Annotated in this window: 24 protein-coding genes, 14 tRNA genes and 4 rRNA genes; 3 read left to right on the forward strand and 39 right to left on the reverse strand. The window is 50.5% G+C overall.

Annotated features, from left to right (window positions below; all coding sequences use genetic code 11):
• Nucleotides 1-11 precede the first annotated feature (11 nt).
• From C2I18_RS09010 to C2I18_RS09090, 17 genes are all read right to left on the reverse strand, one after another.
• A complete protein-coding gene (locus C2I18_RS09010; protein WP_249900897.1) occupies nucleotides 12-2,054 on the reverse strand; it encodes a pectinesterase in 2,043 nt (680 codons plus the stop codon).
• Between the two features lie 12 nt (nucleotides 2,055-2,066).
• Nucleotides 2,067-2,678 carry a YmfQ family protein gene (locus tag C2I18_RS09015; protein ID WP_249900898.1) on the reverse strand — a complete coding sequence of 204 codons (612 nt, stop codon included), beginning with the start codon at nucleotides 2,676-2,678 and terminating at the stop codon, nucleotides 2,067-2,069.
• Nucleotides 2,679-2,680: 2 nt separating this feature from the next.
• Nucleotides 2,681-3,016, reverse strand: coding sequence for a hyaluronate lyase N-terminal domain-containing protein (locus tag C2I18_RS09020; RefSeq protein WP_249900899.1), 336 nt, complete (start codon nucleotides 3,014-3,016; stop codon nucleotides 2,681-2,683).
• Between the two features lie 12 nt (nucleotides 3,017-3,028).
• A complete protein-coding gene (locus C2I18_RS09025) occupies nucleotides 3,029-4,051 on the reverse strand; it encodes a DUF2793 domain-containing protein (RefSeq protein WP_249900900.1) in 1,023 nt (340 codons plus the stop codon).
• A gap of 1 nt (nucleotide 4,052) precedes the next feature.
• Entirely contained in the window at nucleotides 4,053-4,466 is a 414-nt protein-coding gene (locus C2I18_RS09030) for a phosphoglucomutase (RefSeq protein ID WP_249900901.1), read from the reverse strand.
• A 2-nt stretch (nucleotides 4,467-4,468) separates the two neighbouring features.
• Nucleotides 4,469-5,527 carry a baseplate J/gp47 family protein gene (locus tag C2I18_RS09035; RefSeq protein WP_249900902.1) on the reverse strand — a complete coding sequence of 353 codons (1,059 nt, stop codon included), beginning with the start codon at nucleotides 5,525-5,527 and terminating at the stop codon, nucleotides 4,469-4,471.
• Nucleotides 5,520-5,951 (reverse strand): DUF2634 domain-containing protein, encoded by a 432-nt coding sequence (locus C2I18_RS09040; RefSeq protein WP_249900903.1) that lies wholly within the window; start codon nucleotides 5,949-5,951, stop codon nucleotides 5,520-5,522. The genes C2I18_RS09035 and C2I18_RS09040 overlap by 8 nt, the downstream gene beginning before the upstream one ends.
• Entirely contained in the window at nucleotides 5,948-6,247 is a 300-nt protein-coding gene (locus C2I18_RS09045) for a DUF2577 domain-containing protein (RefSeq protein ID WP_342760336.1), read from the reverse strand. Before C2I18_RS09045 ends, C2I18_RS09040 begins: the two co-directional genes overlap by 4 nt.
• The gene (locus tag C2I18_RS09050; RefSeq protein ID WP_249900904.1) at nucleotides 6,248-7,210 is read right to left on the reverse strand and encodes an XkdQ/YqbQ family protein; all 963 of its coding nucleotides are present in this window, start codon (nucleotides 7,208-7,210) and stop codon (nucleotides 6,248-6,250) included.
• A gap of 11 nt (nucleotides 7,211-7,221) precedes the next feature.
• A complete protein-coding gene (locus C2I18_RS09055) occupies nucleotides 7,222-7,977 on the reverse strand; it encodes a LysM peptidoglycan-binding domain-containing protein (protein WP_249900905.1) in 756 nt (251 codons plus the stop codon).
• A gap of 1 nt (nucleotide 7,978) precedes the next feature.
• Entirely contained in the window at nucleotides 7,979-10,051 is a 2,073-nt protein-coding gene (locus C2I18_RS09060; RefSeq protein ID WP_249900906.1) for a phage tail family protein, read from the reverse strand.
• A gap of 192 nt (nucleotides 10,052-10,243) precedes the next feature.
• Complete coding sequence (locus tag C2I18_RS09065) at nucleotides 10,244-10,666, reverse strand: phage tail assembly chaperone (RefSeq protein WP_249900907.1); 423 nt, start codon at nucleotides 10,664-10,666, stop codon at nucleotides 10,244-10,246.
• Between the two features lie 107 nt (nucleotides 10,667-10,773).
• The gene (locus tag C2I18_RS09070; RefSeq protein ID WP_249900908.1) at nucleotides 10,774-11,244 is read right to left on the reverse strand and encodes a phage tail tube protein; all 471 of its coding nucleotides are present in this window, start codon (nucleotides 11,242-11,244) and stop codon (nucleotides 10,774-10,776) included.
• Nucleotide 11,245: 1 nt separating this feature from the next.
• A complete protein-coding gene (locus C2I18_RS09075) occupies nucleotides 11,246-12,568 on the reverse strand; it encodes a phage tail sheath family protein (protein ID WP_249900909.1) in 1,323 nt (440 codons plus the stop codon).
• Nucleotides 12,568-12,750 carry a hypothetical protein gene (locus C2I18_RS09080; RefSeq protein ID WP_249900910.1) on the reverse strand — a complete coding sequence of 61 codons (183 nt, stop codon included), beginning with the start codon at nucleotides 12,748-12,750 and terminating at the stop codon, nucleotides 12,568-12,570. The genes C2I18_RS09075 and C2I18_RS09080 overlap by 1 nt, the downstream gene beginning before the upstream one ends.
• Nucleotides 12,731-13,162 (reverse strand): phage tail terminator family protein, encoded by a 432-nt coding sequence (locus tag C2I18_RS09085; RefSeq protein WP_249900911.1) that lies wholly within the window; start codon nucleotides 13,160-13,162, stop codon nucleotides 12,731-12,733. The genes C2I18_RS09080 and C2I18_RS09085 overlap by 20 nt, the downstream gene beginning before the upstream one ends.
• A gap of 472 nt (nucleotides 13,163-13,634) precedes the next feature.
• Nucleotides 13,635-14,147, reverse strand: a complete 513-nt coding sequence (locus C2I18_RS09090) for an ArpU family phage packaging/lysis transcriptional regulator (RefSeq protein ID WP_481857928.1) — start codon at nucleotides 14,145-14,147, stop codon at nucleotides 13,635-13,637.
• 303 nt (nucleotides 14,148-14,450) lie between these two features.
• Here C2I18_RS09090 and C2I18_RS09095 point away from each other — a divergent pair, with 303 nt between their 5' ends.
• Nucleotides 14,451-14,897, forward strand: coding sequence for a helix-turn-helix domain-containing protein (locus C2I18_RS09095; RefSeq protein WP_249900912.1), 447 nt, complete (start codon nucleotides 14,451-14,453; stop codon nucleotides 14,895-14,897).
• A 44-nt stretch (nucleotides 14,898-14,941) separates the two neighbouring features.
• Entirely contained in the window at nucleotides 14,942-15,355 is a 414-nt protein-coding gene (locus tag C2I18_RS09100) for an ImmA/IrrE family metallo-endopeptidase (protein WP_249900913.1), read from the forward strand.
• 514 nt (nucleotides 15,356-15,869) lie between these two features.
• On the opposite strand, the gene C2I18_RS09105 is transcribed toward C2I18_RS09100, so the two are convergent.
• From C2I18_RS09105 to C2I18_RS09200, 20 genes are all read right to left on the reverse strand, one after another.
• Nucleotides 15,870-15,943 (reverse strand) — tRNA-Pro (locus C2I18_RS09105).
• A gap of 16 nt (nucleotides 15,944-15,959) precedes the next feature.
• Nucleotides 15,960-16,033, reverse strand: a tRNA-Gly gene (locus C2I18_RS09110).
• A 12-nt stretch (nucleotides 16,034-16,045) separates the two neighbouring features.
• A tRNA-Pro gene (locus tag C2I18_RS09115) sits at nucleotides 16,046-16,119 on the reverse strand.
• A 6-nt stretch (nucleotides 16,120-16,125) separates the two neighbouring features.
• Nucleotides 16,126-16,202 (reverse strand) — tRNA-Arg (locus C2I18_RS09120).
• A gap of 6 nt (nucleotides 16,203-16,208) precedes the next feature.
• Nucleotides 16,209-16,283: transfer RNA gene (locus C2I18_RS09125), tRNA-Gly, on the reverse strand.
• Nucleotides 16,284-16,290: 7 nt separating this feature from the next.
• Nucleotides 16,291-16,374 (reverse strand) — tRNA-Leu (locus C2I18_RS09130).
• 20 nt (nucleotides 16,375-16,394) lie between these two features.
• Nucleotides 16,395-16,467: transfer RNA gene (locus C2I18_RS09135), tRNA-Lys, on the reverse strand.
• Between the two features lie 5 nt (nucleotides 16,468-16,472).
• Nucleotides 16,473-16,547 (reverse strand) — tRNA-Gln (locus C2I18_RS09140).
• Between the two features lie 53 nt (nucleotides 16,548-16,600).
• Nucleotides 16,601-16,676: transfer RNA gene (locus tag C2I18_RS09145), tRNA-Val, on the reverse strand.
• 37 nt (nucleotides 16,677-16,713) lie between these two features.
• Nucleotides 16,714-16,788 (reverse strand) — tRNA-Glu (locus C2I18_RS09150).
• 11 nt (nucleotides 16,789-16,799) lie between these two features.
• Nucleotides 16,800-16,875 (reverse strand) — tRNA-Thr (locus tag C2I18_RS09155).
• A 1-nt stretch (nucleotide 16,876) separates the two neighbouring features.
• A tRNA-Asn gene (locus C2I18_RS09160) sits at nucleotides 16,877-16,952 on the reverse strand.
• 6 nt (nucleotides 16,953-16,958) lie between these two features.
• Nucleotides 16,959-17,075, reverse strand: a 5S ribosomal RNA gene (gene rrf, locus C2I18_RS09165).
• Nucleotides 17,076-17,152: 77 nt separating this feature from the next.
• Nucleotides 17,153-20,078: ribosomal RNA gene (locus tag C2I18_RS09170) — 23S ribosomal RNA — on the reverse strand.
• A gap of 244 nt (nucleotides 20,079-20,322) precedes the next feature.
• Nucleotides 20,323-20,398: transfer RNA gene (locus C2I18_RS09175), tRNA-Ala, on the reverse strand.
• A 95-nt stretch (nucleotides 20,399-20,493) separates the two neighbouring features.
• Nucleotides 20,494-20,570: transfer RNA gene (locus C2I18_RS09180), tRNA-Ile, on the reverse strand.
• A 40-nt stretch (nucleotides 20,571-20,610) separates the two neighbouring features.
• Nucleotides 20,611-20,727 (reverse strand): 5S ribosomal RNA (gene rrf / locus C2I18_RS09185).
• Nucleotides 20,728-20,836: 109 nt separating this feature from the next.
• Nucleotides 20,837-22,394 (reverse strand): 16S ribosomal RNA (locus tag C2I18_RS09190).
• The 16S, 23S and 5S rRNA genes sit together here with 14 tRNA genes alongside, the layout of an rRNA operon.
• 399 nt (nucleotides 22,395-22,793) lie before the next feature.
• Nucleotides 22,794-23,024: a hypothetical protein gene (locus tag C2I18_RS09195; protein ID WP_036692450.1), complete on the reverse strand. Its 231-nt coding sequence runs from the start codon at nucleotides 23,022-23,024 to the stop codon at nucleotides 22,794-22,796.
• Nucleotides 23,025-23,263: 239 nt separating this feature from the next.
• Entirely contained in the window at nucleotides 23,264-23,875 is a 612-nt protein-coding gene (locus tag C2I18_RS09200; protein WP_249900914.1) for a stage II sporulation protein M, read from the reverse strand.
• A gap of 157 nt (nucleotides 23,876-24,032) precedes the next feature.
• Between C2I18_RS09200 and pdaB the strand changes: the two genes are divergently transcribed.
• Nucleotides 24,033-24,836: a polysaccharide deacetylase family sporulation protein PdaB gene (gene pdaB, locus C2I18_RS09205; RefSeq protein WP_249900915.1), complete on the forward strand. Its 804-nt coding sequence runs from the start codon at nucleotides 24,033-24,035 to the stop codon at nucleotides 24,834-24,836.
• Nucleotides 24,837-24,865: 29 nt separating this feature from the next.
• Here the strand turns inward: pdaB and C2I18_RS09210 are convergent, their stop codons facing one another.
• Nucleotides 24,866-25,684 carry a PPK2 family polyphosphate kinase gene (locus tag C2I18_RS09210; RefSeq protein ID WP_249900916.1) on the reverse strand — a complete coding sequence of 273 codons (819 nt, stop codon included), beginning with the start codon at nucleotides 25,682-25,684 and terminating at the stop codon, nucleotides 24,866-24,868.
• 141 nt (nucleotides 25,685-25,825) lie between these two features.
• Nucleotides 25,826-26,416 carry a KinB-signaling pathway activation protein gene (locus C2I18_RS09215; RefSeq protein ID WP_249902056.1) on the reverse strand — a complete coding sequence of 197 codons (591 nt, stop codon included), beginning with the start codon at nucleotides 26,414-26,416 and terminating at the stop codon, nucleotides 25,826-25,828.
• Between the last annotated feature and the right edge of the window lie 12 nt (nucleotides 26,417-26,428).

Consider the following 26,428-nt stretch of genomic DNA (forward strand, 5'->3'; position numbering starts at 1 on the left):
TTCCTCCTTTGTTATGCTACTCGCGTGATCCAAATGTTGGAGTACGTTCCATCTGAAGAAAGAGTAGCTCCGGATGGTTTGTCCGTCCACAAAAGCACCTCAATAATAGTGCCTGCAGGCATATCGAGCGTAATAGTACCGCCCACAATCACAGTACCGTTAATATTTGATGCCTGTCCCCCCAGCATCCACGAGTGATTGCCGTTTATGTTAAGTCTTAAGTGCGCGTTCATTGCTTCTCCGTTATTATCGAATGCAGTCTTTGCGGAGATAGAATATATGCCAGCCTCCCTGTTAACGAATCTCGACAAGTTATAATCGTATTCGTTACGTTGGTCGCTGTACTCCCCTCCGTAATTGACCTTTGTCCAAGTAAGCCGGGGAACAAATTGCATTGCGATAGGCCCAGCGCCACAATAACTCCGTTGAGATTGTGTATTGTCGCCCCACGGGTTTACAGCGCCCATACCAGTAGTAACTATGCCGCCGTCGTTTGTTCCTGCCTGCACGTTACCCACTATGGAATCATAGGAACCGTGAATACGGCCGCCATATGCCGCCTGGTATATAGTTGCGTTTCCACTGCCCGAATTTGATTGAGATAGTATCTCCCCGTTAGTGTGGGCATAAAGTACCGCCGTCGAACGTCTGGAGAATACACAGTTATTTACATACGCTTTAGCGTTCTCGGCGTGCAAGGCTACAGGCGAACCGCCTAAATCAGAACGGATATACTGGAAAAACGCTTCGGTACAGGATATCGCTTGCATGGCGTTTAACGTCGTATTTGTAAGGTTAAACCCGATAAACTCAGTGCGACAGGTGTTCCGTATAAATGAAACTTGGCCCGTGATCGTGTGCGTGGTAGCGGCGGACGCTGCCCCGGCAATCTTGAGCATTCCGCCCCCGGAAAACCCTCCAACATATACAGGCTCATTATACGTGCCTGGAGCGACGTAGATCGTAATACTGTGGGTGATCACTTGAGGCAATGCCCCAATAGCTGCGCCTATAGTTTTAAATGCGCCACCACTGGTATTCATCAGCCCGTTATTAGCATCGTTCCCGTCTGGCCGAACGTAATAAACCTCAGCCCAAGAAGAAGACTGTGCTACAATCCTCGCGAGTCCGTCTTTGTTCTTAGTCACCAGATTACCAGTCAAGGCGTTTACTTCAAAAGTGTTTAGCCAGGAATCAGAGTTCCCCCCTGGAGGACGATACCACATCCGGAATCCTGGGGATGCCTTAGTCACGTCTACCGCCATTGCAAGAGTAGGCTTCGTGGTATCCTGCTGAGCGCCAGATGCGTTGTTATTCACTCTCAGCTGATAGTCATTTTCCCCGGATCGGTACGCGGACAGGCCGACCGTATCACCGGTAGCTTGATGCGTAATACCTTCCGTACCGTTTGCCGAAAATTTCGGCCCCGTCAGCGTACCCGTTATCACCGTGTCTCCGGATTTTTTGACAGTGTTGTTAATCTGCGTCTGAATGCTGCTCGTCACGCCATCCAGATATCCAAACTCCGCATTTGATACAACACCAGCGCCGATTTTGGCCGCGTCAATATTAAAGGGCAACCGTGCGGCCGGCAGCGTCCCACTGTTCAAATCCCCAGCAGACCGTGTTGCCAGATCTGCGAGTGTTGATCCGGTCTTACTGATCTTCCCCCACCCGATCGCAGCTGTGCTGTTTACATCGGCGTCCACAATTACCCCAGGCGCAATAGCCGTCACGCCGTCCCCCGTACTGGTAACATCGCCCGTGTGATTAGGATGCACATAATTATTCGCCCCCGCAGCCACCCCATCCAGCTTCGCCTTATCCGCTGCAGCCATAAGTCCTGCTGCGCTCGAGGTAGCCGCAGCCGTAGAGGCTTTGGCATTCCAGGCTGTGCGCTCTGCTGCGGTGATATGCTTAACCGCATCGGACACGTGATCCTGCGCAGCCTTGACCGCAGTGTCCAAAATATCCATATTGCCGTTCAGATCAGCGATATCTACGATATCTGTGCCATCCGGCTTTTTCAGACCCAAATTGCCCGTAGTTTTCATAGTTTCACTCTCCTATTTGAATACTCTTAACTCATTCCAGGTTCTTGCATGCGCACCATTCCAGGTCAGGGATTTCACGGAATCCCACCAGGTATAGCTGTACACAAACTCATAGTCCAGATGCGCAGGCTTGATTTCTTCAATGATCTGAATGAGCCCGGCCATATTGGCCGGAATGCCCAGCGTGCCGACAAAACGCACCTGAAAGCTGTACGCTCCAGGCACCTCCACAACCTCTACATCCCCTCCGGAAAAAGCAGACGCCGTCCTCCGGATCATCTCCGGCGTAGTCGTTCCGCTCCCGCGCAGCTTGGCCTTGATCATTTCTCTGCGGGTCGCATAGGCTTTGGTTGTGTCCGTAGTCAGACCCAGCACATTCTCCCAGCGTGACAGCCCCCAGGTCGCCGTCTCCACATGATTCTGCAGTGCGGAATCTTCTATAGAATAAAGAAGCTGTCCGCATTCCATGGCACAGCTGCTCTGCAGCTGCTCCATCTCCACCACGCCCTGGTAATACTCAGGCAGATATTTCATCAAGTCCGGCTGTACAAGCTCTGGTCCTTCCTGATCGGCCGCCTCGGAGGAGTAGGCCAAAATGCCATATAAATGCTCTCCATAAGCCATAGCTACACCCCTTTAAGCTGATTCCAGCTCAGCGGGCCTTTCGGCATATAGTCATGCGTGTGTGCTGCCGGCGGGAAAACGGAAGGCTTGCCGTCCACCCCGGCCCAGGTTACGCTGTCTGCATTTTGCGCATAATCCACCTTGCCGTTGTTATTGGTGTCGTAGATGCTTTTGAGCATATCGCCGGTGCTTTGTGAAGCCACAAGCAGCATGTTCACGCTGCCTGTACCGATATACAGCTTGCCTGTATCGGTACAATAGCCCAGCTCACCGGCAGCAAGAGTACCGAGCGCGCTTTCCGGCCCGCGGCGGATTTGAATTAAAGTCTTAAGCGCCATATCCGTCGCCCCCTAAAATGTGCCGCCGTCAATACTGGCCACCATCAGCCGGTTGCCGCCTGCGGCATCATACACAATACTGCTGCCATCGATATTCACGGCAACTCCGCCTGCATCCACCGTGATTCCCTTGCCGGCGGTAACTGCAATGGCATCGGCCGTAACGGTAATCCCGTTACCAGCCCCGATATTCAGCGTGACTGCATCCGCCTGTCCACCGCCAACTAAGCCGTTACCTGCATTAATAGTCTGCAGGGCTCCGCCGGTACGCACCCAGGCACTGCCGTTCCAGCTGTAGATTTTCTGCTCGTCATCCACATAAGCGGTCCAGCCGACGGCCGGAGCATAATATGCCCATGCTGCGGACTGGTACTCGGCGATTTGACTGCCTTTTCCAGCCCATACACCCGTAGCCGCAGAGGGGATAATATAACGGTCTCCCTCGGCAGGAGCCGCTGGCGGCACAGTCAGATGCTGGTCTTTGACCGAACTCTGCGGCTCAATGTTATGCTTTGCCAGCTCAATCTCATTGCGGATTTTCTGTGCTGACCACAAATCTGTAATCGCTGTCCCCGTATCATTAATGACCCGGTGCTTGGCGGCATCGTCAATATGGGTTTTGATCTCCGCAGCCGTCTTTACATTGGTACCATCCGATACCTTGTTCACATGTCCTGAGGTGATATCTGCCTTCATTACTTTGGCATAGGTTGTGCCGTCGGCAATATCGTCTACAGTCCCTGTGAGATCGGTCAGCTTTTGCGAATTGATCCGCCGCCAGGCTGCCCCGTCATCGAGATACATATATCCGCTGTTTGACCCGCTTGTTACATAATATAAACGGCCTGCGGAGGCCGCTGCCGGACGCGAAGCTTCCGGACCCGACAAGGCCCGTCCAACCATGGAATTGGATGTACCGTCACCGATATACACTTCCTTCGTATCCGTGCAGAACCCCATTTCGCCTGCTTTCAGCACACCATAAGTGGACAGCTCCGCCCGGGTACCGCGTTTCACTTGGATTGTTTGCGCCATTTTACACCTCTCTTCTAAAAGATCCGCCGTCAATCAGTCCCGCTGATTTGTAACGTTCCATTTCGCCTTGTGTTGCTGTCAGCGCTGATTGCAGCGTGTTAATATCGTCCGCTTCCACGGTGTCACCCGGTGTTTCGTAGGTTACATATACCTCAGGCACATCCGCAAAAATCTTAATGATCCGCCGCCAAGGCGCTTCATCCGGAAAAGAAACCGAGAAATTCCGCAGCTCTATCCCGCTGTAATGAGCGCCGGTATACACTCTGATGCTCTGGTTATTGATGTTGTCATGGGTCAGAAAGCCGCTGTAGACGCCGTCTGTAAGCACCAGCTTCTCTTCCACCACATAGCTGCCGCCGCTCGGCTTTTTATTCAGCTTGCTTTTGAATACATCGATTTGTTCCGGATACCCCATCGCTACACCTCCAGCGCAACGCTGCCGAAAAGCGGCACTTCGGTTTCCGTTAAGGTCACGTTTCCTGTTCCGCCGTTCAGCTTCAGTTCACTGTAATCCAGGACACCCTCTGTATCCAGCAGCAGAGAGCCTATTACAGAGTGGCTGATATAGGTGGCAGCAAAAGCCTTGTCCTTACGGTACTTCTCAAGTATCACTTTAAAAGCATTGATGGCCGACTGCAGTGTATACCCCGCAGCTAATGTGACTTTCGCGCTGACTGTAATGTTTTTGCCTGCCGCAGAGGCAACGGTAACTACCGCTCCGATTGGAGCCTGCCCCTCCCCCTGGCCCGGAAGCGGATCAATATATTGCTGCACCTGCGAGACCAGCAGATCAGAGGCCGGTTTCTTCTCGGCATCCACAATAATCACCTTTACCGACTTGGGACCGTTCCACTGCGGAAAAACCCGCGCCCCGCCCACACCTTCAATCTGTGAGGCCCACTCCATGTAATGATATTTGTTGCCGCTTGTGGACGGGCGTCTGGCTGCATCCAAATAACGCTGGCGCAGGCTCTCATCCGTTTCCTCATCTGCACCGGGAATCAGGAGCGCCGTAATCTCTCCGCGTGCCAGCTGCGGAATATAGTCTACCGGCAGCAGGCTGCCGAAGTATTGGTTCCCGGTCACCCCGGCAGCTTCACTCTCCAGACGGTATGCCCCGGGAGACAGCTTCTCCACTGCTGTATAACTCAGCAGACCTAGCGAAAACCGGCTGCCCGGCGGAACATCCACCGGCGCTTCTGCACTGTCAAAGAACACCCCGCGGAGCTGTGCTTTGGTAGCCGGATGGCGGGTAATGCCGGTCCAGGCAATACTGCGTTCCAGATACGCTCCGGATGCTGTATCGGCAAAATATAAATTGCTGTTCACATCCAGCTCGATGTACATTTGGGCCATTTCCGCTGCAGCCGGGGCAAGCGCATCATAGATAATACTGCCTTCGCGCTTATCCAGCCCCTCAGGGACCCGTGCCAGCATTCGTTCCAGCAGCACTTCATACGTCTGATCCTCATACACTGTCACTCCACTCCTTTCTGAGCTCAAAAGTGCCGTAATACGTAACAACCGTACAGCTTAAGCTCACATGATCACCGTCAAAAGTAACCTCCACACCCTCCAGCCCGCGGATCCGTTCATCCTGGAACAGGGCTTCACTTACACTTCTCTTCAGCTCCGATCTGGCCAGCAGCCGGTCTTTCCCGAGCACCAGATTCCACTCGGTGCCATAATCCGTGCTGTAGATCAAAAATTCATAACGCTCAGTCTGCAGCACTTTGACCGCTGCCTGTTTGACAGCATCCAGCCCGTCCACACTGCCGGTGATCCGTTTACGCTCCCAATCCATGCGGTAAGTCAGACTGGGGAGTTCTGTATTCCCCGCAGCCCCCTCACTCTCCAGCAGCGACGTTATGGGCCCCGCCCTGCCAATAGCCGGGATCATGACACCACCAGCCGGTCAAGAACGATGTAGCTTTGTCCGCCCTGCATGCGCAGCAGCAGCACCCGGTCACCGGGCGCAAGTCCCCGCCGCACGATAATCTGCCGGCCTTCCAGCTCAATAGCGCTCTCCAGCACCGATTCCGGAAGGACCAGCGCGGGACCCGACAGGATAAACCGCTGGTCCACCTGGATCTGCAGCGGATCGGCCGCGGTCACCATCCCATAAGAAAAAGCCACCGGATTCGTATTGGATACGGCTCCGAGGCTCGCTTTTTTAATAATATCCAGCATATTCATTTACACCACCTTAATCGTCAGGGACATCGTATGCTCCCCTCCGGATAACTTATGGCTGCATTCATCCACCAGGAACAGCTGGGTCTCGAATTCATCCAGCAGCACATAAATGAAATTCCCCGCTCTTACACGCATATCCCCGATGGCCTGCACGGAAAGGCTGAGCCTCTCCCGGTTATGCAGCTTCAGCAGGTTGTTCGCCTTCTCCTGAATCTGCGCGCTATTAGCCTTATCATCGGCTTTCTGGTACAGCTGCAGGATGCCCCAGCGTTCCACATTGCTTTTATCCGTCACCGGGTAGAAGTCCCGTTTACCGGTTTCCGGATTATCCTTATACAGAAAAATCGTATTATACGTACTCTCGTCGATGCTTCTTTTCAGCGTATAGTCATACAGGTAATGCCCTGCCCCCAAAATAACATTCAGCAGCATAGCCTCCGGCTTCCGCAAGGTCAGCTTCCCGAAGTCATCATAAAAAGCCATCAGCCCTCCCTTATACTGAAGCTCATAGCCGATGGCATTCATGATAATATCAAGCAGCTTCTTGTCATCCTCGATCAGCGAGGGGATCTTATACTCGGCGGTGTCCAGCACCCCGGTCTTCAGACCGTAGTCTTTGGCGATTTTGGCGATCACCTCACTTGCCGTGACATCCTGCAGCACATAGCTGCCGTTGCCTAAGAGATAACGGATCTGATCGTAGGCCGTCAGTTTGATCTCCTGGTCGGACCCGATACCGATCGTAAAAACAAAACCGTAAAACACATCCAAACCATCCTTGCTGAACTGCACTATATCGCCGTTGCTGATGCCAAACTTCGGATGCTGGTAGATCCCGCTGTCCACAAGCGTCACTTCAAGTGTAGCCGGCTTGCCGGAGCGGGAGGTTTTCCACGTTATATCTGCAGCAATCCCGGAAATATCCCAGATCAGCCCTTCTTTATTCTTCACAAGCAGCTTCATGGTTCCCCCTCCTACGGCAGCTTGATGACCCGGCCGACACTGAGCTCCTTCAGTTCACTGTCGGAAATGCCGTTCAGCTTTTGCAGGATTTTGTATTTGCTGCCGTCACCGAGCTTCTTCTGCGCCACCGTCCAAAGGGAGTCCCCGGATTTTAATGTATAGGTGGCTGCCGGAGTTTGTTCACTGGCCCGCTTCTGCTGCACTTTAACCTCATTCCCTGCCACTTTTACCGCAATAGCCTGATAGAACACATACTTTTTGAGGGCCAGCGAATATTCGATATCACCCGAGGTACCGGCACTTAACTTCCAGGAAAAGCTCTCAATGCTCACCGGCATGTTGATTCCGAAATCACCGGTAAAGGTTTGTGCGGCGATTGCACCTGCTTTTTGCAGCCGTTCGGCGGGCGAATCAGTCCCCTCCGTAATAGAGCTTTCCGCCGGCTTCAGTCCGGAGAACACAAATCGGACCGGCCTGCGGCTGACCATCCATTTTTTGATCAACTCTACATACTCGTATGGCTTAAGGAGCCTGCTTGCCTTATCCTTCGGATAGACTACGAACGGGTAATGCTGCGCCGGAAAAAGACTCTCAATGGTGAGCTCCGTCAGCTTCGGGTATGCGATCGCATTAATCACACCGAGGTCAATAATCGAGTAGCTTTTGCTGTCGCCCGCCTCCTTGATTTCAAGCGTCTCCGGATTGACAGGCAGCCTGATAACCTCTTCATAATTGTTGTAGCTTAGGAAAAATCCGTACTCTTCCACGTTACGTATACACCCCCTGGGCTGTAGAGAGGAACTCCTCATTCAGCTTCTGCCCGATCTTCGTAATAATGGAGTCGATATCTCCGGCATTGTTGATATTTCCTGTGGTCACCTGGACGGTCGGTGTAAGCTCCACAAAATTCTGGATCGCCTGAATCTCCGCCAGCTCGCGCAGCATTTTCAGATCATCGCTGGAGATGTCTACGGTATCGTTAATGGAACCGACTTCGTTGACACGGTTGACGTTGTTGAGATTATTCGTGGCTCCACCGTTTGTATTTGAGAAGTTTCCCGGCATTGACGGTGAAGCAGGTACAGCAGGCACTGCAGGCATCGCCGGAGCTTCTGGCACCTTGGGATTTTTGGGAACCACTGAGGTATCACCCGGATGCTCTGTATTCCACTGATTAATCGTGTTCTGTTCGTTTGTAGTGCTGCCGCCGATATTCAGCATGCCTTTTAATTGTTCAACACTGAAATTTTCGGTAGCATCTGCAGCCGCGTTAAAAGTACCGGTAATATCAGCCTTGATATCCTGCTTGAACTGGCTGCTGTCGACATGTTGAAGCTCCAGATTTATCTTCGACTCTATCCCGATTAATTTCCCGATGGCGCCTACAACTTTATTGATACCATCCAGAAGGAAATTGGCTGCATCTATAATTCCGTTAATAAATCCTGTCCACATATCGATGACATAACCCACAAACGCGGCTACATATTGGCCGATATCCCTGAACAGGTTGGCAAAGAATTCTCTGACCGGCTGCAGTGCAGCAATCAACCCTAAAAAGACGACGATTAAACCGACAATTAAACCGATAACCAGTCCGATAGGGTTAGCATTCATGACCGCGTTAAAGATAGCCTGGGCTGTTGTTGCTATGCTGGTGGCAATAGCAGAGAGATTAGTGACAAGTGCTGCCGCACCCATCGCTGCTGCATAAGCCAATACTCCCGCCACAATCCCCAGAATAATCGGCAGTAAGACTGGCAGTGTGCCGCTAAGAACATTCCATAGGAAAAGTGCCCCCTGTACCGCCGCCGAGAAACCCTGCGCAATTATGGCAAGTCCGATGGCGATTCCGTCAACAATCGGCTGGAAGGCTCCGCTAGAAAAAGCCTCGTTCAAAATCATCAGCAGTGGAGCAAGCGCCTGCAGTGCTCCTTCTCCCATGGAAGCTAAAGAGTTGTTATAATTCCCGAGCAGTGTCTGCCATTGATTTACCGGCGAATCCATCATCGTTTGCAGCGCATCGCTCGTCATTCCTGCCGAAGCCATGATAACACCCAGCGTACTCAGAAATGCCTCCATATTTTCCGTCTTTGCTGCCACTTCGAGACCGCCAAGCTCTTCTGGATCGACATTCAGCAGGGAGGCGAGTTCTCCCGTATCTCCTCCAAATGCAGAAGATATCGCGGAAGCAGTATCCCCTATGTCTTTTCCCTCTGGAGACAGCATACTTAATCGGGTTGAGTACTCCATCAGCTTGTCCAGCTGATCCGTATTTTGAGTATCCGGATAGAAGGATAAGGCGCTTTCCATGGACTTATTCACATCCTGTCCGGTTTCCAGGGCTCTTTCCTTAAATTTGTTGAACATGGCCGTCCCGACATCCGCTGAACCGGTTTTGGCTTTGAACATATCTTCCCATTTTTCCTGTTCAGCTGCCGGCTTCAGCACCTTTTCCATCACCGCTTTGACCTTCTCAACACCGGTCTTTACCTTTTCCATTCCGGTTTTAGCCTTTTCAAAGGCTCCGACAACCTTTTCCCACGCACTGGCCTGCTTCTCTGCCTCTTGGGAGCCGCTGTCTGCCGCATCATTCAGCTCCTGCTGAGCCTCAGCAGCCCTGTTAATTGAAGATTCAATCTGCGTATAGGCGGTACTAAAATTATTAACGATGTTATATACAGGTCTATTGACTACCTTCATACTAATCCGGTTTAATGTCGCGCTAAAAGAATTAGAGATGTTCGCAGAGACCTGTGCCGTTATCTGATTAGTAATATCAGTGATCCATTGATTGGATATCTGCTGTATGCCGCCTATGCTATTTTGGATGTCTGCCATTTGTTCACCCCCTTTATCGTTTTTTTCCCTTGCTTCGGGAGCGCTCCCGCTTTTCCTTATCCACCCGCACAGCAATCATCGCATAAATCGCCGCGCGCTCCCGCACCGACAGCCTCATCAGCTCATGGGGTAAAATATGCAGCTCATGGAGGGCGTAATAGGCCAGATTGGCTTCTCCGTCGCCCTCGTTGATTAGTTTTTTACTTCATCAACCAGCTCGTTCATATCAGTGTCGAAGCCGTTCAGTGACTGTACACGTTCACCAAGCGCGGCAAATTCGCCGGGCAGCAGCATTTTGCGCAGCAGTGCTTCAGCTCCAAGTACGCCGTAAGAACGCTGCAGCTCGGAATTCTTCAGATCCGGATGCACCACACTTGCCGTCATGAGCTTGGCCATATAATCGTTGGGATCAATTTCGGAAGTGTAGGTTCCGTTTTTGCCTTTCACCTTGCGGGTAGCCGCTTTACGGCATTCCTGATTTTCGTCCTCGGTCATGCTGCGCAGCTTCCAGGCAATCGCAGTTCCCTCTTTGTCCTTAAAACGCTGCGACACCACAAACTCCTCCGTCGTATCACAAGCCACATTTTGCGCAAAAAACATACTTAATTCGCTCATGGTCTTCCTCCTGTAATTTAGTAGTTAGAGCAGACAGAGAAGAGACCCAGCGCTTACCTGACGTCCGGGCCGTTCTTGCTCGTCTGTTTGATTAATTTCCTGGACTTTTACAGACTGGAGCCCGCCGGAGCTCTGAAGGATTGAACCAGTTCCACATCCTCAAAAGTAAAGCTGACTTCCTCCTCCAGCGCATCCGACTCCGTATCCAGCGAAGCCATGATGACACTGTCCAGATTTACGCCTTTCAGCATGATCCGCTGTGCCCCTACACTGGAGGACGGATCTTCATTCGTAATCTCAATATCGAAGTATTGGTCAATGCCTGTTTTCATGTAGTCCAGCATCATCTGGCGGAACCGGCTTGTCATATAAAAGATCGTCATCGTCCCGCTGCCCGACCAGCCTGTTGCTTTGTGCTGAATGCCCCGGCGTCCCAGTGTTTTCACTTCTGCCTTTTGCTTCTCCACCGTCGCTTCCAGTGTCTTGACATAGAACATTTCCTCGGTCTGAGTGCCGATTGTGGCAAATGCGCGGCCTTCCTGGCCGGACAAGGTATCGCTAGCTTTCAAAAATGCCATCTTAAACCACCTTCACTTTCATATATACTTTTTCAACGGAATCCACCGGCTTCACAGCTACTTCAAGCACCACACTGTCACTGTCTGCACCTGCGGTAACAATAATATCGGTCTGCGAATTAAAGCCTTCGATTGCCCCGAGATTTTGCAGATCATTCATATACGTCACACACTGGGACCAGAACAAGGCCCGTCCGTCTTCATTGTTAGGTACCTTGCCGATAAAATAATTCTCAAAAATGCGCTTCATATCGCCGGCAATTCCGTCCAGCACGCGCAGCACGCGGTTTTTGGAGAAGGCCCTGCCCTTGTCCGGCGCAAAGGCCGTAAAGGTGTTAATATCCTGCTCCACCACTGCCCGGCCGCTGTTATACGTAAAGAGCAGCTGCCCCTCTGTCAAGGCCGACACCGTCCCGGAATGGCTGAGCCGTACATCTGCGTCCACCGCATCATCATACGCCTGGTAGGTCAGCGATTCATTGACTGCAGCTGCGGCTGTTGCACCGGCTACCCAGGCTACCGCATCCGTCTTACTGATCACCGTACCGTCACTCAGCACAACACCATTCGCCACGCTGATCACACCTTCATGGCCGGCTGCTTTATAATCAGACACCACTGCCTGGACCTTCTTGCCTTCCGTATCGCGCAGACGCTTCACATAGGCAGCATACAGCGACTTAAGCGAGCTATCCCCGGACAACAGACCCACCGTCTGGAAGTCCTGCACTTCAAGCGCGGCCAGAAAATCACTGTGCGCCGCATTCGTCACCGAACCATCCTCACCGCCTGCCAGCGGCATACCGGCAGTCACGGTCAGTGTCCCCGGGCCGCTGGCCTTAAACTGTACATAATCATTTGCTGCCAGTTCTCCTGCAGCGCTTACGGTCTGCTTATCCAGCTCTGTGCTGCCGAGCAGTGTTCTTACATCGAATAGATCATTGTCGTCAATATTTTTCTCGATAATTACGGAAAGGTCATTTCCGCGTTTACCGCCATGAACCGCCGTAACCTGGAGACCGTTGTTCGTTACAGCCGCTTTAATTCCTTCATTTAAGCGGTAGAGCAGCAGGGTGCCGGCGCGTTTCAGCGCTTCCCGTACCGGAAGCAGCACGCTGTCTGTCAGATCGTAGCCCAGCAGCTTTTTGAAATCATCCTGCGGAGTGAGCTTTACAATCCTTCCTGACGGTCCCCACGGGAGTTCAAGCGCCAAGGCTGTAATTCCGCGTTCCCCCATTTTACCTGTCATGCTTCCGCTTGAGGCTACATTCACGTATACCCCCGGACGTACCTTGTTTTGTGTTGTCCATGTTCCACCAGCCATTAGATAACCTCCTTATTTAGAAAACGCTCCAATAATTCCTTTGCCTCATCCAGCGTGTAACTTGTGTCTTCAAGCAGTACTACGCCGAGTACATCCTTCTCTTGTGGCGAAAATAGCGCCGAGCCCATCATCTGCCGTTTGCCGAAGATATTCGTATTCGTATCATTTGAACCTGTATTCATTTTTCAGCCGTTCTCCTCCCGTCAGCTGCCCCATTATGGGAGCGCCCTGCTGTGGTTCTCTCTGCAGATACAGCATGTAATCAGCCGTATACAGCGGCCCTTTGCCTTCTGAACCCGCCTCCCAGCCCTGCCGCATCACCCGGAAAGAGGAATGTCCGCTTTCTTTTGCAGCCAGCGCTTCACAGATCCCGTCCGCCAGCGCTTCTGATTCTAAAAGCTTTCCTTGCTCATAACGGATACCGTAGCGGTATATCGCCATGTATCTGCCTTCACGCTGCCGGTCATAGGTTGCCGAGATCAGCTCCAGTGTGAAGTAGGCTGTCTGCGGTTTTTCACCTTCTACATATACCGGCACTTCCGGAAAAAACTGTCCAAGCGCCGCTGTAATATACTCACGCAATTGTTGTACCATCTCCTGGCATCCTCCTTTCCTGTGCTGCAGCAGCAGCTGTTCTTTCATGGATTGAACTTTTAATACCGTAAACTTCTGTTTGTACCCTTCTCCCCCTTCTGTATTGAAAATAAAAACGGACATCATCCCAAAGGGATAATCTCCGTCCTGTATGGCAGCGTAGTAAGGAGCTTTCACCGCGATATCAGTCCATCAGCCGCTGCACGGGCTTGGCATTCATTGGAGCATTCATGCTCCTGCGGTGTCCTTTTGCTTCATTTGCCATGTTATAATCATACCCCCTTTATTTCCGCGTGGAGACGGTATTCCGGCTTGTTTAGGGCGGGCTTTCAGACGGACTCCGGCGGTTTTGGGGAGATAAACGGGCTGCTCTATCCTGCCTTCCCTCCTCCGCTAACGTTCCCCAACCTATCCACGCAAAAAAACCGCATCATCCTCATGGACAATACGGTTTATATTGTGATTTTTATCGTTATCTTAAAGTGCCTGCTATACTCTCCGGAAGCCCGCTTTTCGAAGCTGCTTTATTTTTTAATAGGGAACCCAGTGACAGCATCCCCAGATCGGACAGGGCCAGCGCCATTTTATAAAAAGCCTTGGAACGGATCTTCACGTACGTATCTTTGCTGACCGGCGGATCGAACACATGATTATATACAGTATAGTCGTATATCTCGTCTCTGCGCATATAGCGCTCCCGCACCAGTTGCTGCTCTCTTGTGTCCAGCCTGTCCACTACAGAATCCAATGCGGCACAGTAAGCTCTTCTCGCAGCGGGTACATCTACGTTATGTGCGGCAATAGCAGCTGTCTGATCACTCACCGTGTTGGTGGGTCCATGAAACCTCTCATTATAGGAGTAAGTCACACTCGCTTCCCTGGCCTCAAAAGTAACAGTTTTAAAAATCCGGTATTTCTCCAGCATGCTCTCTATAGTAATCTGCGTCCGGCGGCGGTCCAGTTCGGGTAAAGAGGATAAGCTCATCATCATGTAGATACACTCCTTTTAAGTAAGTAATAGATTCGGTAAATCTTATACAGAAGTTTGCTGGCAGATATGATAAAATGTCCTTGTTCGCATTTTGTTCGTGTTTTTCCAATAATATACCACTTGCCTGGGATTTCGTAAAATCCTGTTTAAGCCTGTTTTTAAGGGTAAATAGTATATAGGCTTCAATTATCTTGCCTTTTGTCACTTTTATAGGCTTTGTTCTTTACCTTTTGGCAAAAATGCTTTATAGTATTGGCAACAATGATTTTGCTTAATAGGGATAAGGAGTGGTAACCGATGGCGGCAACCTTTGGAGAATTTCTAAAACAGCTGCGGGAGCGGAACGGACTGACGATTAATCAGCTGGCTGCTCTGGCCGGTATTAGCGGTTCACAGATTTCACGGATTGAGAATGGGGTAAGAGGTGTGCCGAAGCCGGCGACGTTGCGTAAGATCGCAGAAGCGACAGATGTCTCTTATGAAGAGCTCATGGAGCAGGCCGGATATTTGCCGGATCATGATCAGGGCAGCAGTGAGACTGCAATTCCGGAATGGGCAACGGTTAAAGACAAGCGTGATTTCCGCAAAATGCTGGAGGATGACGGAGAGCTCATGTTTGACGGTATTCCTCTTAATAAGGAGGATAAGCAGAGAATTAAGGATGTGCTCACAGGCCTCTTCTGGGAAGCCAAACAAATGAACAAGCGCAAGAAGCCAGGCCAGGATTCCGGTTCAGATCTGTAACTTTACGAATACACTACCTTTAAAAATTGCTGCGGGTGAAGAATATGGATGAACTAGTCAAGAATCTGATCAAAAAATATAAAACCAACAGTCCGTTTGAGCTGGCCCGTGCGCTTGGTATTCACGTTCGCTTTATGGATCTGGGCACGGATACGAAGGGGTTGTATTACCGGAAGTTAAGGAGAAGGTTTATCGTTATTCATAATGGGCTTCCTGTAGAGTGGCAGCGGTTTGTATGTGCCCATGAACTGGGCCATGACCGCCTGCATAAAGGAATTAACCGTTTCTTTTTGGAGGAGAATTCTTTCTTTTGCCCTGGAAAGCTGGAGCGGCAGGCTAATGTTTTTGCGTTCAAGCTGTTGTCCGCAGGCAGTTCCCCGGATACGGATGAATCCCTGGACAGCTATTACTTACGAATCGGCATTCCGCCGGAGGTTCGTTTTTTTTTGGAGGATTAAAGAACATATGTTCCTAGATATACTTTTTATGTTTTTCATCAAACCTGTTTAAGGTTGCGCTGAAAGTTTGATAATCTAAGTTTAATATGGAGAGTTAGCTATCTGCAGCTAACTGAATCGTTCTTAAAATTTATAACCGTGATGATATGGGGTAGCTCCGGCTCCTTGCTATACTGTAGATTTTGCAAGAGCCAAAGTCACTTAGCTGTAACTGTATTTCATGCAGCTAAAACCACCTATATTTATAGTTGGAGAGCTTTAATTGTATTTTCTGCATTTATAAATTGCCTGCCTTCTTAAAAACAGGCTTTCTGCCATTTTTACTTGTACAAAATACAATTAAGCCTTAAAAATCGGCCATTTGCAGTCATTTACTTGCAGAAACTACAACTAATTGCCTTGCATTACGCACATCGCGCTCCATTTGTTAGCTGAGGCAAGAGGTTTGCTTATTTACATACAACAAAAAACTCTTACCGAAGTAAGAGTTAATTGCCAGCCAGAAGCTGAAGTATCGGGATGACACGATTTGAACATGCGACCCCCTGGTCCCAAACCAGGTGCTCTACCAAGCTGAGCTACATCCCGTAACAATATGAAATTATGGAGCGGGTGATGGGAATCGAACCCACGCTATCAGCTTGGAAGGCTGAAGTTCTACCATTGAACTACACCCGCAAAGATATAAAATCGGGATGACACGATTTGAACATGCGACCCCCTGGTCCCAAACCAGGTGCTCTACCAAGCTGAGCTACATCCCGAAAAAATGGCGCGCCCTAAGAGATTCGAACTCCTGACCTTTTGATTCGTAGTCAAACGCTCTATCCAGCTGAGCTAAGGGCGCAAATTATGGAGCGGACGACGGGAATCGAACCCGCGACCCTCGCCTTGGCAAGGCGATGCTCTACCGCTGAGCCACGTCCGCATATTAGTGGTGCGCGTGAAGGGACTTGAACCCCCACGTCTTACGACGCCAGATCCTAAGTCTGGTGCGTCTGCCATTCCGCCACACGCGCAGAATACAATAGTGTAAAAGTGAGCCATGAAGGACTCGAACCTTCGACACCCTGATTAAAAGTCAGGTGCTCTACCAACTGAGCTAATGGCTCGTACATGGCTGGGGATATAGGATTTGAACCTATGCATGACGGAGTCAAAGTCCGTTGCCTTACCGCTTGGCTAATCCCCATTGATGGATACTTATATATTACCCATAATCTCATCAAAGTATGAGGACGATTATGGTGGAGGCTGAGGGGATCGAACCCCCGACCCTCTGCTTGTAAGGCAGATGCTCTCCCAGCTGAGCTAAGCCTCCATATGTATGCCCTCAAGGGGTAATGATAAGTAAAAAATGGTGACCCGTAGGGGATTCGAACCCCTGTTACCTCCGTGAAAGGGAGGTGTCTTAACCCCTTGACCAACGGGCCTTATAAATCTGTGGAGCTCTCAACCGGATTCGAACCGGTGACCTCTTCCTTACCATGGAAGCACTCTACCTACTGAGCTATGAGAGCATGGCTCCCCGAACAGGACTCGAACCTGTGACAACTCGATTAACAGTCGAGTGCTCTACCAACTGAGCTATCAGGGAATATAAGCTTGGCGGCGTCCTACTCTCCCAGGACCCTTCGGTCCAAGTACCATCGGCGCTGGAGGGCTTAACGGTCGTGTTCGGGATGGGTACGCGTGGAACCCCTCCGCTATCGCCACCAAACGGGCACTTGCGGTGCAAATGCTTCAGGAACTTGATTCCTGAAAACTGAATCCGAAACGAATTTGTGTGTTAGTTTTTTGGATAAGCCCTCGACCGATTAGTATTGGTCAGCTCCATGCATTGCTGCACTTCCACCTCCAACCTATCTACCTCGTCGTCTTCAAGGGGTCTTACTAGTTGGGAAATCTCATCTTGAGGGGGGCTTCACGCTTAGATGCTTTCAGCGCTTATCCCGTCCGTACGTAGCTACCCAGCCATGCTCCTGGCGGAACAACTGGTGCACCAGCGGTACGTCCATCCCGGTCCTCTCGTACTAAGGACAGCTCCTCTCAAATTTCCTGCGCCCACGACAGATAGGGACCGAACTGTCTCACGACGTTCTGAACCCAGCTCGCGTACCGCTTTAATGGGCGAACAGCCCAACCCTTGGGACCTACTTCAGCCCCAGGATGCGATGAGCCGACATCGAGGTGCCAAACCTCCCCGTCGATGTGGACTCTTGGGGGAGATAAGCCTGTTATCCCCAGGGTAGCTTTTATCCGTTGAGCGATGGCCCTTCCATGCGGTACCACCGGATCACTAAGTCCGACTTTCGTCCCTGCTCGACTTGTAGGTCTCGCAGTCAAGCTCCCTTATGCCTTTGCACTCTTCGAATGATTTCCAACCATTCTGAGGGAACCTTTGAACGCCTCCGTTACTCTTTAGGAGGCGACCGCCCCAGTCAAACTGCCCGCCTGACACGGTCCCTGTACCCGCTTAGGGTACCAGGTTAGAACCTAGATACGATCAGGGTGGTATCCCAACGGCGCCTCCACAGAAGCTTGCGCTCCTGCTTCTACGGCTCCCACCTATCCTGTACAGATCGTACCCAAATTCAATATCAAGCTGCAGTAAAGCTCCATGGGGTCTTTCCGTCTTGTCGCGGGTAACCTGCATCTTCACAGGTATTAAAATTTCACCGGATCTCTCGTTGAGACAGCGCCCAAGTCGTTACGCCATTCGTGCGGGTCAGAATTTACCTGACAAGGAATTTCGCTACCTTAGGACCGTTATAGTTACGGCCGCCGTTTACTGGGGCTTCGGTTCATAGCTTCGGGTTACCCCTAACCACTCCCCTTAACCTTCCAGCACCGGGCAGGCGTCAGCCCGTATACTTCGCCTTGCGGCTTCGCACAGACCTGTGTTTTTGCTAAACAGTCGCTTGGGCCTTTTCACTGCGGCCCCCTCGGGCTATTCACCCTACCGAGGCACCCCTTCTCCCGAAGTTACGGGGTCATTTTGCCGAGTTCCTTAACGAGAGTTCTTCCGCGCGCCTTAGAATTCTCTTCTCGCCTACCTGTGTCGGTTTGCGGTACGGGCACCTTCTCCTGACTAGAGGCTTTTCTTGGCAGTGTGAGATCATGACCTTCGCTACTGTAATTTTCGCTCCCCATCACAGCCCAGCCTTACGGTGTGCGGATTTGCCTGCACACCAGCCTCACTGCTTAGACGGACATCCATCAGTCCGCGTCACTACCCTCCTGCGTCACCCCATCGCTCATAGCGGATTACGGTGGTACAGTAATTTCAAACTGTTGTCCTTCGACTACGCCTGTCGGCCTCGCCTTAGGTCCCGACTTACCCTGAGCGGACGAGCCTTCCTCAGGAAACCTTGGGCTTTCGGCGGATCAGATTCTCACTGATCTTTTCGTTACTCATACCGGCATTCTCACTTGTGTACTCTCCAGCGCTCCTTACGGTACACCTTCAACGCATACACAACGCTCCCCTACCCCTGATGCAAAGCATCAAGCCATAGCTTCGGTGGTGTGTTTAGCCCCGTTACATTTTCGGCGCAGAGTCACTCGACCAGTGAGCTATTACGCACTCTTTCAATGGTGGCTGCTTCTAAGCCAACATCCTGGTTGTCTGTGCAACTCCACATCCTTTCCCACTTAACACACACTTGGGGACCTTAGCTGATGGTCTGGGCTGTTTCCCTTTTGACAATGGATCTTAGCACTCACTGTCTGACTCCCGGCAAGAAGTAAATGGCATTCGGAGTTTGACTGAGCTTGGTAACCCTTGCGGGCCCCGCACCCAATCAGTGCTCTACCTCCACCACTCCATTCACCGAGGCTAGCCCTAAAGCTATTTCGGGGAGAACCAGCTATCTCCGAGTTCGATTGGAATTTCTCCGCTACCCCCACCTCATCCCCGCACTTTTCAACGTACGTGGGTTCGGGCCTCCAGTGCGTGTTACCGCACCTTCACCCTGGACAGGGGTAGATCACACGGTTTCGGGTCTACGTCCACATACTCAGTCGCCCTATTCAGACTCGCTTTCGCTGCGGCTCCGGCTTCTCACCTTAACCTTGCATGTTAAACGTAACTCGCCGGTTCATTCTACAAAAGGCACGCCATCATCCATATAGAGGACTCTGACTTCTTGTAAGCACACGGTTTCAGGTTCTATTTCACTCCCCTTCCGGGGTGCTTTTCACCTTTCCCTCACGGTACTGATTCACTATCGGTCGCCAGGTAGTATTTAGCCTTAGCAGATGGTCCTGCTGGATTCATACGGGGTTTCACGTGCCCCGCACTACTCGGGATCCGTCTCGGAGAGAACACAGTTTAGGTTACAGGGCTTTTACCTCTATCGCGGGCCTTTCCAGACCTCTTCACCTACCATATTCTTTTGTAACTCCATGTGAGACGTCCCACAACCCCAGGAGGCAAGCCTCCTGGTTTAGGCTGTTCCGCGTTCGCTCGCCGCTACTGACGGAATCACTATTGTTTTCTCTTCCTCAGGGTACTTAGATGTTTCAGTTCCCCTGGTCTGCCTCTACACATCCTATGTATTCAGATGTGAGTGACTGCGAATTACCACAGCCGGGTTTCCCCATTCGGACACCCCCGGATCAAAGCTTGCTTACAGCTCCCCGAGGCAGTTTCGTTGTTCGCCACGTCCTTCGTCGGCTCCTGGCGCCTAGGCATCCTCCGTGTGCTCTTATTAGCTTAACCAACGCTACGGTGTTTCGCTTGTTCGCTCGTCTTGTTTTGAATAGCGCGTCCGGATCACTCCGTACACTAGAATATTCAAAGCCAAAAGTCGCTTCACAATCGAAAATCTTCGCTTTCAGCATCGCTATTAAATCTTCACTTGTTTACACAAGCTCAGCTTAAAGGAATGTTCTAAAACGCAAATTCGTTTCGGTATCCAGTTTTCAAGGATCAAGGCATTGCATACACTTAAGATAAATCATTATGGTGGAGCCAAGCGGGATCGAACCGCTGACCTCCTGCTTGCAAGGCAGGCGCTCTCCCAGCTGAGCTATGGCCCCATAAATACACCCCAAAAAGTGAAGTGTAGCTTCGAGGTTTATTCCGATTACTTTCCGGGGACCCCGACTACTCATATTAAATTAGGAATGTTATATGGTGGGCCTTGGTGGACTCGAACCACCGACCTCACCCTTATCAGAGGTGCGCTCTAACCAACTGAGCTAAAAGCCCATATAACATAACATGGATCCAACCAAAGGAATGGTTGTCCGCTTGGCAGCGTCCTACTCTCCCAGGACCCTTCGGTCCAAGTACCATCGGCGCTGGAGGACTTAACGGTCGTGTTCGGGATGGGTACGTGTGGAACCCCTCCGCTATCGCCACCAAACGGTTGAAAGGATTGACCTTTCAAAACTGAACACGAGTGAGTGTTTGAAGCTTATGGAAGCTTAGCTTCCGATTTGAATGTTTCCGTTGCAGGAAACGATTCTCCATAGAAAGGAGGTGATCCAGCCGCACCTTCCGATACGGCTACCTTGTTACGACTTCACCCCAATCATCTACCCCACCTTCGGCGGCTGGCTCCCTTGCGGGTTACCCCACCGACTTCGGGTGTTGTAAACTCTCGTGGTGTGACGGGCGGTGTGTACAAGACCCGGGAACGTATTCACCGCGGCATGCTGATCCGCGATTACTAGCAATTCCGACTTCATGCAGGCGAGTTGCAGCCTGCAATCCGAACTGAGACCGGCTTTGCTGGGATTGGCTCCACCTCGCGGCTTCGCTTCCCGTTGTACCGGCCATTGTAGTACGTGTGTAGCCCAGGTCATAAGGGGCATGATGATTTGACGTCATCCCCACCTTCCTCCGGTTTGTCACCGGCAGTCACTCTAGAGTGCCCAGCTTTACCTGCTGGCAACTAAAGTCAAGGGTTGCGCTCGTTGCGGGACTTAACCCAACATCTCACGACACGAGCTGACGACAACCATGCACCACCTGTCTCCTCTGTCCCGAAGGCCGCCTCTATCTCTAGAGGATTCAGAGGGATGTCAAGACCTGGTAAGGTTCTTCGCGTTGCTTCGAATTAAACCACATACTCCACTGCTTGTGCGGGTCCCCGTCAATTCCTTTGAGTTTCAGTCTTGCGACCGTACTCCCCAGGCGGAGTGCTTACTGTGTTAACTTCGGCACCAAGGGTATCGAAACCCCTAACACCTAGCACTCATCGTTTACGGCGTGGACTACCAGGGTATCTAATCCTGTTTGCTCCCCACGCTTTCGCGCCTCAGCGTCAGTTACAGCCCAGAAAGTCGCCTTCGCCACTGGTGTTCCTCCACATCTCTACGCATTTCACCGCTACACGTGGAATTCCACTTTCCTCTTCTGTACTCAAGCGACCCAGTTTCCAGTGCGACCCCAGGTTGAGCCCAAGGTTTAAACACCAGACTTAAATCGCCGCCTGCGCGCGCTTTACGCCCAATAATTCCGGACAACGCTTGCCCCCTACGTATTACCGCGGCTGCTGGCACGTAGTTAGCCGGGGCTTTCTTCTCAGGTACCGTCACTCCGGTAGCAGTTACTCTACCGGACGTTCTTCCCTGGCAACAGAGCTTTACGATCCGAAAACCTTCATCACTCACGCGGCGTTGCTCCGTCAGGCTTTCGCCCATTGCGGAAGATTCCCTACTGCTGCCTCCCGTAGGAGTCTGGGCCGTGTCTCAGTCCCAGTGTGGCCGTTCACCCTCTCAGGTCGGCTACGCATCGTCGCCTTGGTGAGCCGTTACCTCACCAACTAGCTAATGCGCCGCAGGCCCATCCCGTAGTGACAGATTGCTCCGTCTTTCATTCTTTCTTCAGGAGAAAAAAGAAATTATCCGGTATTAGCTACCGTTTCCGGTAGTTATCCCAGGCTATGGGGCAGGTTGCCTACGTGTTACTCACCCGTCCGCCGCTAAGTTAATTTGAAAGCAAGCTTTCAAATTAACTCCGCTCGACTTGCATGTATTAGGCACGCCGCCAGCGTTCGTCCTGAGCCAGGATCAAACTCTCCAATTAGTATTGAAAAGAGCGATAGCTCATTTTGAAACATCTGACGAGAATTTGCATTCTCAGGATGAATTTCTAAAGCGTACGAGACGCTGCGAAAATCATCAATTTTTCGAAATCACCGAAGCGATTTCTCACTCACTCGTTGTTCAGTTTTCAAAGATCAAGCTCGTCGTCGCTTCAATTTTTCTCGTCAGCAGCGACCTTTATAATATATCACAGTGTCTATCGTTTTGGCAAGTACTTTTTTCAAAAAGTTTTTTTCGTTCTTTCTTGCCACCGTCTTCTCTTCAACACATCGAAAAGGAGCGCGAGATATAATGTATCATGCGGCTCCCTTTTAGTCAACCTATTTAATTAATTTTTATGGACAAGCTTAGGGTCACTCTTAATGATCACCCTGCATTCTCAATGTTTGAACTGGGATGACCGCCCGCCCCACGCATACTTGGACAGCTCTTTCTGCGGTGCGAATCGAGCGTACATGCGGAATACAGTTTTATATCTGTTGGCAATAGCATGCCTGATATTTTGGTCCAAACGCTGATCGCTCATATCCAGGAGCATTTCATCAAGCTCTTTACGCAAAACATAGTCAAGCTCCTTGCATTCCTTTTCGTTGAACAACATTCCCAACATATGCTTGGCCTCCTTCACTAAGTTAAACTTACGGTAATTCTTTAATCCTGTCGCTTTCGCGATCGAAGATAGTCCATGATGGGAAACGCTGTGGATTTATCCGCTTACACTAAATTAACCGGGGCACAGTATCCATAACCATAATTATTTAAAATTCAATCTATGGTTACACTGCGTTTGACCGCATGTTATCCCAAAACATGAGTGGCTTTAATTGTTATGCTCATTTCCGGCAAATTTTATGATAGGAGTGCTAATGTAATTGTGCTCTCAATAATGGCTGCGACAAATAACAGGATTGTTATCCAGATGGAAGCCGTTAATGTCTGGCGCATGAAGATGGGCCAGCTGCCGCTCCTCTGCTCTCTCCGGGAAGCTGAACTGAATATCTCCGATATCACTTTACCGCCAAACTGAATTCCGAAGGCACAGGCAATAATGATAGCGGGAATCTCAATGATTCCGTGCGGCAGAAGCCCCTTAACGATAAGCTCAAATAAATCTGCACCTTGGATGGCTGAGATGTGAATCAGATAACCGATAACCGCCCCGTTAATCAATAAGAAAAGTGCCGGCAGTATACCAAACAATGCTCCCAGAAAGATAATGACGACACTCTTAATACTATTGTTCAGGAAAATAAATATGAAAAAGTTCCACTGCGGCTGGTCCGACGAATTAATACTTTGGCTAATTTCACGCAGTCCTTCCAGCTGACCGGCAAGCAGCCGCTGCAGACTTTCTGTGCCCGCCCATCCCAATGCCCCTCCGGCAATGAATAATATAACCGCCAGCAGCAAAGCTTTACGGATGGTTGATAAATCCTTGGCAAAAGTGAATATAGAAAACATGGCAGCCTCCAGTTTTTTTTACAGGCATTGTACTTCATCTGATAATCTTCACACAAGACGCTTAAGGTGATTTATGCACGCCGTGGTCATAAGCCTCCTGTACGAGCATACATTTAGAACAAACAAGCATTTCGCATGGGAGAGGAGCGCTGTCAGTATGAATTCTTTTTATGTATTCAGCGGAAAAAAGATCAAAAGGTTCATTTACATCTTTGCCGCTGCGCTTCTTGCCGCCGGTGTCGTCTATGTCGAGAGGGGTAATATTACTGTTTTTTCTGAAGCAGCCCCTTCTGCGATCTATAGCGTACCGACGGAAAAGAAGCTGATCGCCTTAACCTTTGATATCAGCTGGGGTGAAAAAAGGCCCGAACCCATCCTTAAGGTGCTGGAGGATAAAAAAGTGGATAAAGCCACCTTCTTCCTCTCCTCACCCTGGAGTAAAACCCACCCGGAAATCGTCACCAGCATTAAAGATGCAGGCTTTGAGATCGGCAGCCACGGCCATAAGCATGTTAATTACAGCACTTTGAGCAACGAGGAGATCCGCACTCAGATTTCTACAGCCCATACCGTACTTACCGAGTTAACAGGCAAAGAGCCCAATTTGATCAGAATGCCGAACGGTGATTTTGATAAGAGAGTCCTCCAGGTGGCCAGCGATCTCGGTTACAAGGTTATACAGTGGGATACCGACTCCCTGGACTGGAAAAACATCGGTGTTGATAATATCGTCAACCGCGTAACGACCAAAGCGCATCCCGGAGACATCGTACTCCTCCACGCCAGTGATTCCTGTAAACAGACACACGAGGCACTGCCGATCATTATCGATAAACTGCGCGCCCAGGGCTATGAATTTGTAACCGTCTCCGAGCTGATCAGCCAGGGCAGCGCCGAAGGCACTGAAGTAAGGGATTCCGCCTGGCTGAATGACAAGCTTGAGGATGCTGCCGGGATGTAAACTCTAACTTTGACCTGCGGTACCGCATATTAATGGCGCGGAGAGATAAGCTCCGAGATGTCGGGAGTAGGGCTGTTCAGCTTCGGATAGCTCAGATCCAGACTTTCCAGTGTCTTTACGACAATGGCCAGCGCCAGATAATTGCGGTACCAGCGGTGGTTGGCGGGAATCCAGTACCATGGGGCTTTTTCAATACTGGTCTCCTTAAAAACATCTTCATAGGCTTCCTGATAATCGTCCCAGTACCCCCGCTCCTGCAGGTCACTGGCATCAAACTTCCAATGTTTGGTCGGGTCATGCAGCCGCTCCTGAATTTTCTCCAGCTGCTTATCCTTAGAAATATGCAAAAAGAGCTTAATTACTGTCGTTCCCTCTTCTGCAAGCATTTCCTCAAACTGGCGGATATAGCGGAAACGGCGTTTCGCATCTTCTTTATTCAGACTGCCATGCACCCGCGGGACCAGTACATCCTCATAATGTGAACGGTTGAAGGCAGCGATATAACCTTTCGGCGGTGTTTTCATATGAACTCTCCACAGGAAATCGTGTGCTTCTTCCTCCAGGGAGGGCTTTTTGAAGCTCGTAACGATAAAGCCCTGGGGATTGATGCCGGAGAAAATATGCTTAACCGTTCCGTCCTTCCCGCTGGAGTCCATTCCTTGCAGAATCACGAGCAGTGAATGCTTTTTCTGGGCAAAAAGAATATCCTGCAGCTCGGCGAGACGCTCTTTAAGCTTCTCCATCTTGGCTTCAGCCTCTGCTTTGGATTTAAAGTCACCGGTATCGTCCGGATCAAACTTGCTTAGCTTTTCGTTGGTGTCTTTTATCATATAGCGCTTGATGTTCATATATTCCCCTCCTAAAAGTTTTGTGAAAATGAACCGGTTCTTTAGGATTAACCTCCTTATTCCGATTTTAATCTGGAGCAGCTGCAACAGAAGAAGCCCCGACCTCTCATGAGAGAAGCGGGGCTTTTGAATTAGAAATACTCATGCAGTCTTTGGTTTCAGAATACGGTGCAGCATCAGAATCTGGAATGCATTACAGGCGATAAGCGGAACCACAATAAAAACAGTAGCGCTGTCTACACCTATACGGAGCACACCGATCGTCTCCAGGATAGTGATGGCTGTCATAAAGAAAAATGTCGGAATCCATGCTGAAATGTTCGTGCTTCGCACCTTGAAATAAGATACAACAATAGCGGTAAACAGAATGCCAAGTCCAAGTGTCAGATCAGAAAATACATTCCGGTCTCCCCCGACAAAAGTGCGCAGAAAAATCAGCTCCAGGAGAGCGAGCACCGCCAGCACCAGCTGTATGTACTGCCAGACTCGGCGTGTAAACACTCCGGTTCCCATATAATTCAGGACCAGATAAGCGAAAAAGCCCAGCTGCGAGTAAACGCTCACAAGCATGCCGTACCCAAAGAGAATCAGCGGATAAATCAGCAAGTCTGCCGTGCCTTTGAACTCAATTCCCCCGTTAACTATCTGCAGCGTTACTCCGGCTATTACTGCCCCTCCGGCACCGATGAGAATGGTGGTCCAGAACAAATAAAACCATTTTCTTAAACTCAGCCGGCTCACCTC

The sequence above is a fragment of the Paenibacillus sp. PK3_47 genome (assembly GCF_023520895.1).
Classification (GTDB): Bacteria; Bacillota; Bacilli; order Paenibacillales; family Paenibacillaceae; genus Paenibacillus_AQ.

Coding starts and splice junctions, on each gene's coding strand:
- C2I18_RS09200 (WP_249900914.1), bottom strand. CDS start 23,875: ATGTTTTCTATATTCACTTTTGCCAAGGATTTATCAACCATCCGTAAA.
- C2I18_RS09065 (WP_249900907.1), bottom strand. CDS start 10,666: ATGAGCGAATTAAGTATGTTTTTTGCGCAAAATGTGGCTTGTGATACG.
- C2I18_RS09040 (WP_249900903.1), bottom strand. CDS start 5,951: ATGATCCCGGCTATTGGCAGGGCGGGGCCCATAACGTCGCTGCTGGAG.
- C2I18_RS09050 (WP_249900904.1), bottom strand. CDS start 7,210: ATGAAGCTGCTTGTGAAGAATAAAGAAGGGCTGATCTGGGATATTTCC.
- C2I18_RS09045 (WP_342760336.1), bottom strand. CDS start 6,247: ATGAATATGCTGGATATTATTAAAAAAGCGAGCCTCGGAGCCGTATCC.
- C2I18_RS09095 (WP_249900912.1), top strand. CDS start 14,451: ATGGCGGCAACCTTTGGAGAATTTCTAAAACAGCTGCGGGAGCGGAAC.
- C2I18_RS09025 (WP_249900900.1), bottom strand. CDS start 4,051: ATGGCGCAAACAATCCAAGTGAAACGCGGTACCCGGGCGGAGCTGTCC.
- C2I18_RS09015 (WP_249900898.1), bottom strand. CDS start 2,678: ATGGCTTATGGAGAGCATTTATATGGCATTTTGGCCTACTCCTCCGAG.
- C2I18_RS09100 (WP_249900913.1), top strand. CDS start 14,942: ATGGATGAACTAGTCAAGAATCTGATCAAAAAATATAAAACCAACAGT.
- C2I18_RS09090 (WP_481857928.1), bottom strand. CDS start 14,147: ATGAGCTTATCCTCTTTACCCGAACTGGACCGCCGCCGGACGCAGATT.
- C2I18_RS09070 (WP_249900908.1), bottom strand. CDS start 11,244: ATGGCATTTTTGAAAGCTAGCGATACCTTGTCCGGCCAGGAAGGCCGC.
- C2I18_RS09030 (WP_249900901.1), bottom strand. CDS start 4,466: ATGGGGTATCCGGAACAAATCGATGTATTCAAAAGCAAGCTGAATAAA.
- C2I18_RS09020 (WP_249900899.1), bottom strand. CDS start 3,016: ATGGCGCTTAAGACTTTAATTCAAATCCGCCGCGGGCCGGAAAGCGCG.
- C2I18_RS09195 (WP_036692450.1), bottom strand. CDS start 23,024: ATGTTGGGAATGTTGTTCAACGAAAAGGAATGCAAGGAGCTTGACTAT.
- pdaB (WP_249900915.1), top strand. CDS start 24,033: ATGAATTCTTTTTATGTATTCAGCGGAAAAAAGATCAAAAGGTTCATT.
- C2I18_RS09080 (WP_249900910.1), bottom strand. CDS start 12,750: ATGAATACAGGTTCAAATGATACGAATACGAATATCTTCGGCAAACGG.
- C2I18_RS09210 (WP_249900916.1), bottom strand. CDS start 25,684: ATGAACATCAAGCGCTATATGATAAAAGACACCAACGAAAAGCTAAGC.
- C2I18_RS09085 (WP_249900911.1), bottom strand. CDS start 13,162: ATGGTACAACAATTGCGTGAGTATATTACAGCGGCGCTTGGACAGTTT.
- C2I18_RS09060 (WP_249900906.1), bottom strand. CDS start 10,051: ATGGCAGACATCCAAAATAGCATAGGCGGCATACAGCAGATATCCAAT.
- C2I18_RS09075 (WP_249900909.1), bottom strand. CDS start 12,568: ATGGCTGGTGGAACATGGACAACACAAAACAAGGTACGTCCGGGGGTA.
- C2I18_RS09010 (WP_249900897.1), bottom strand. CDS start 2,054: ATGAAAACTACGGGCAATTTGGGTCTGAAAAAGCCGGATGGCACAGAT.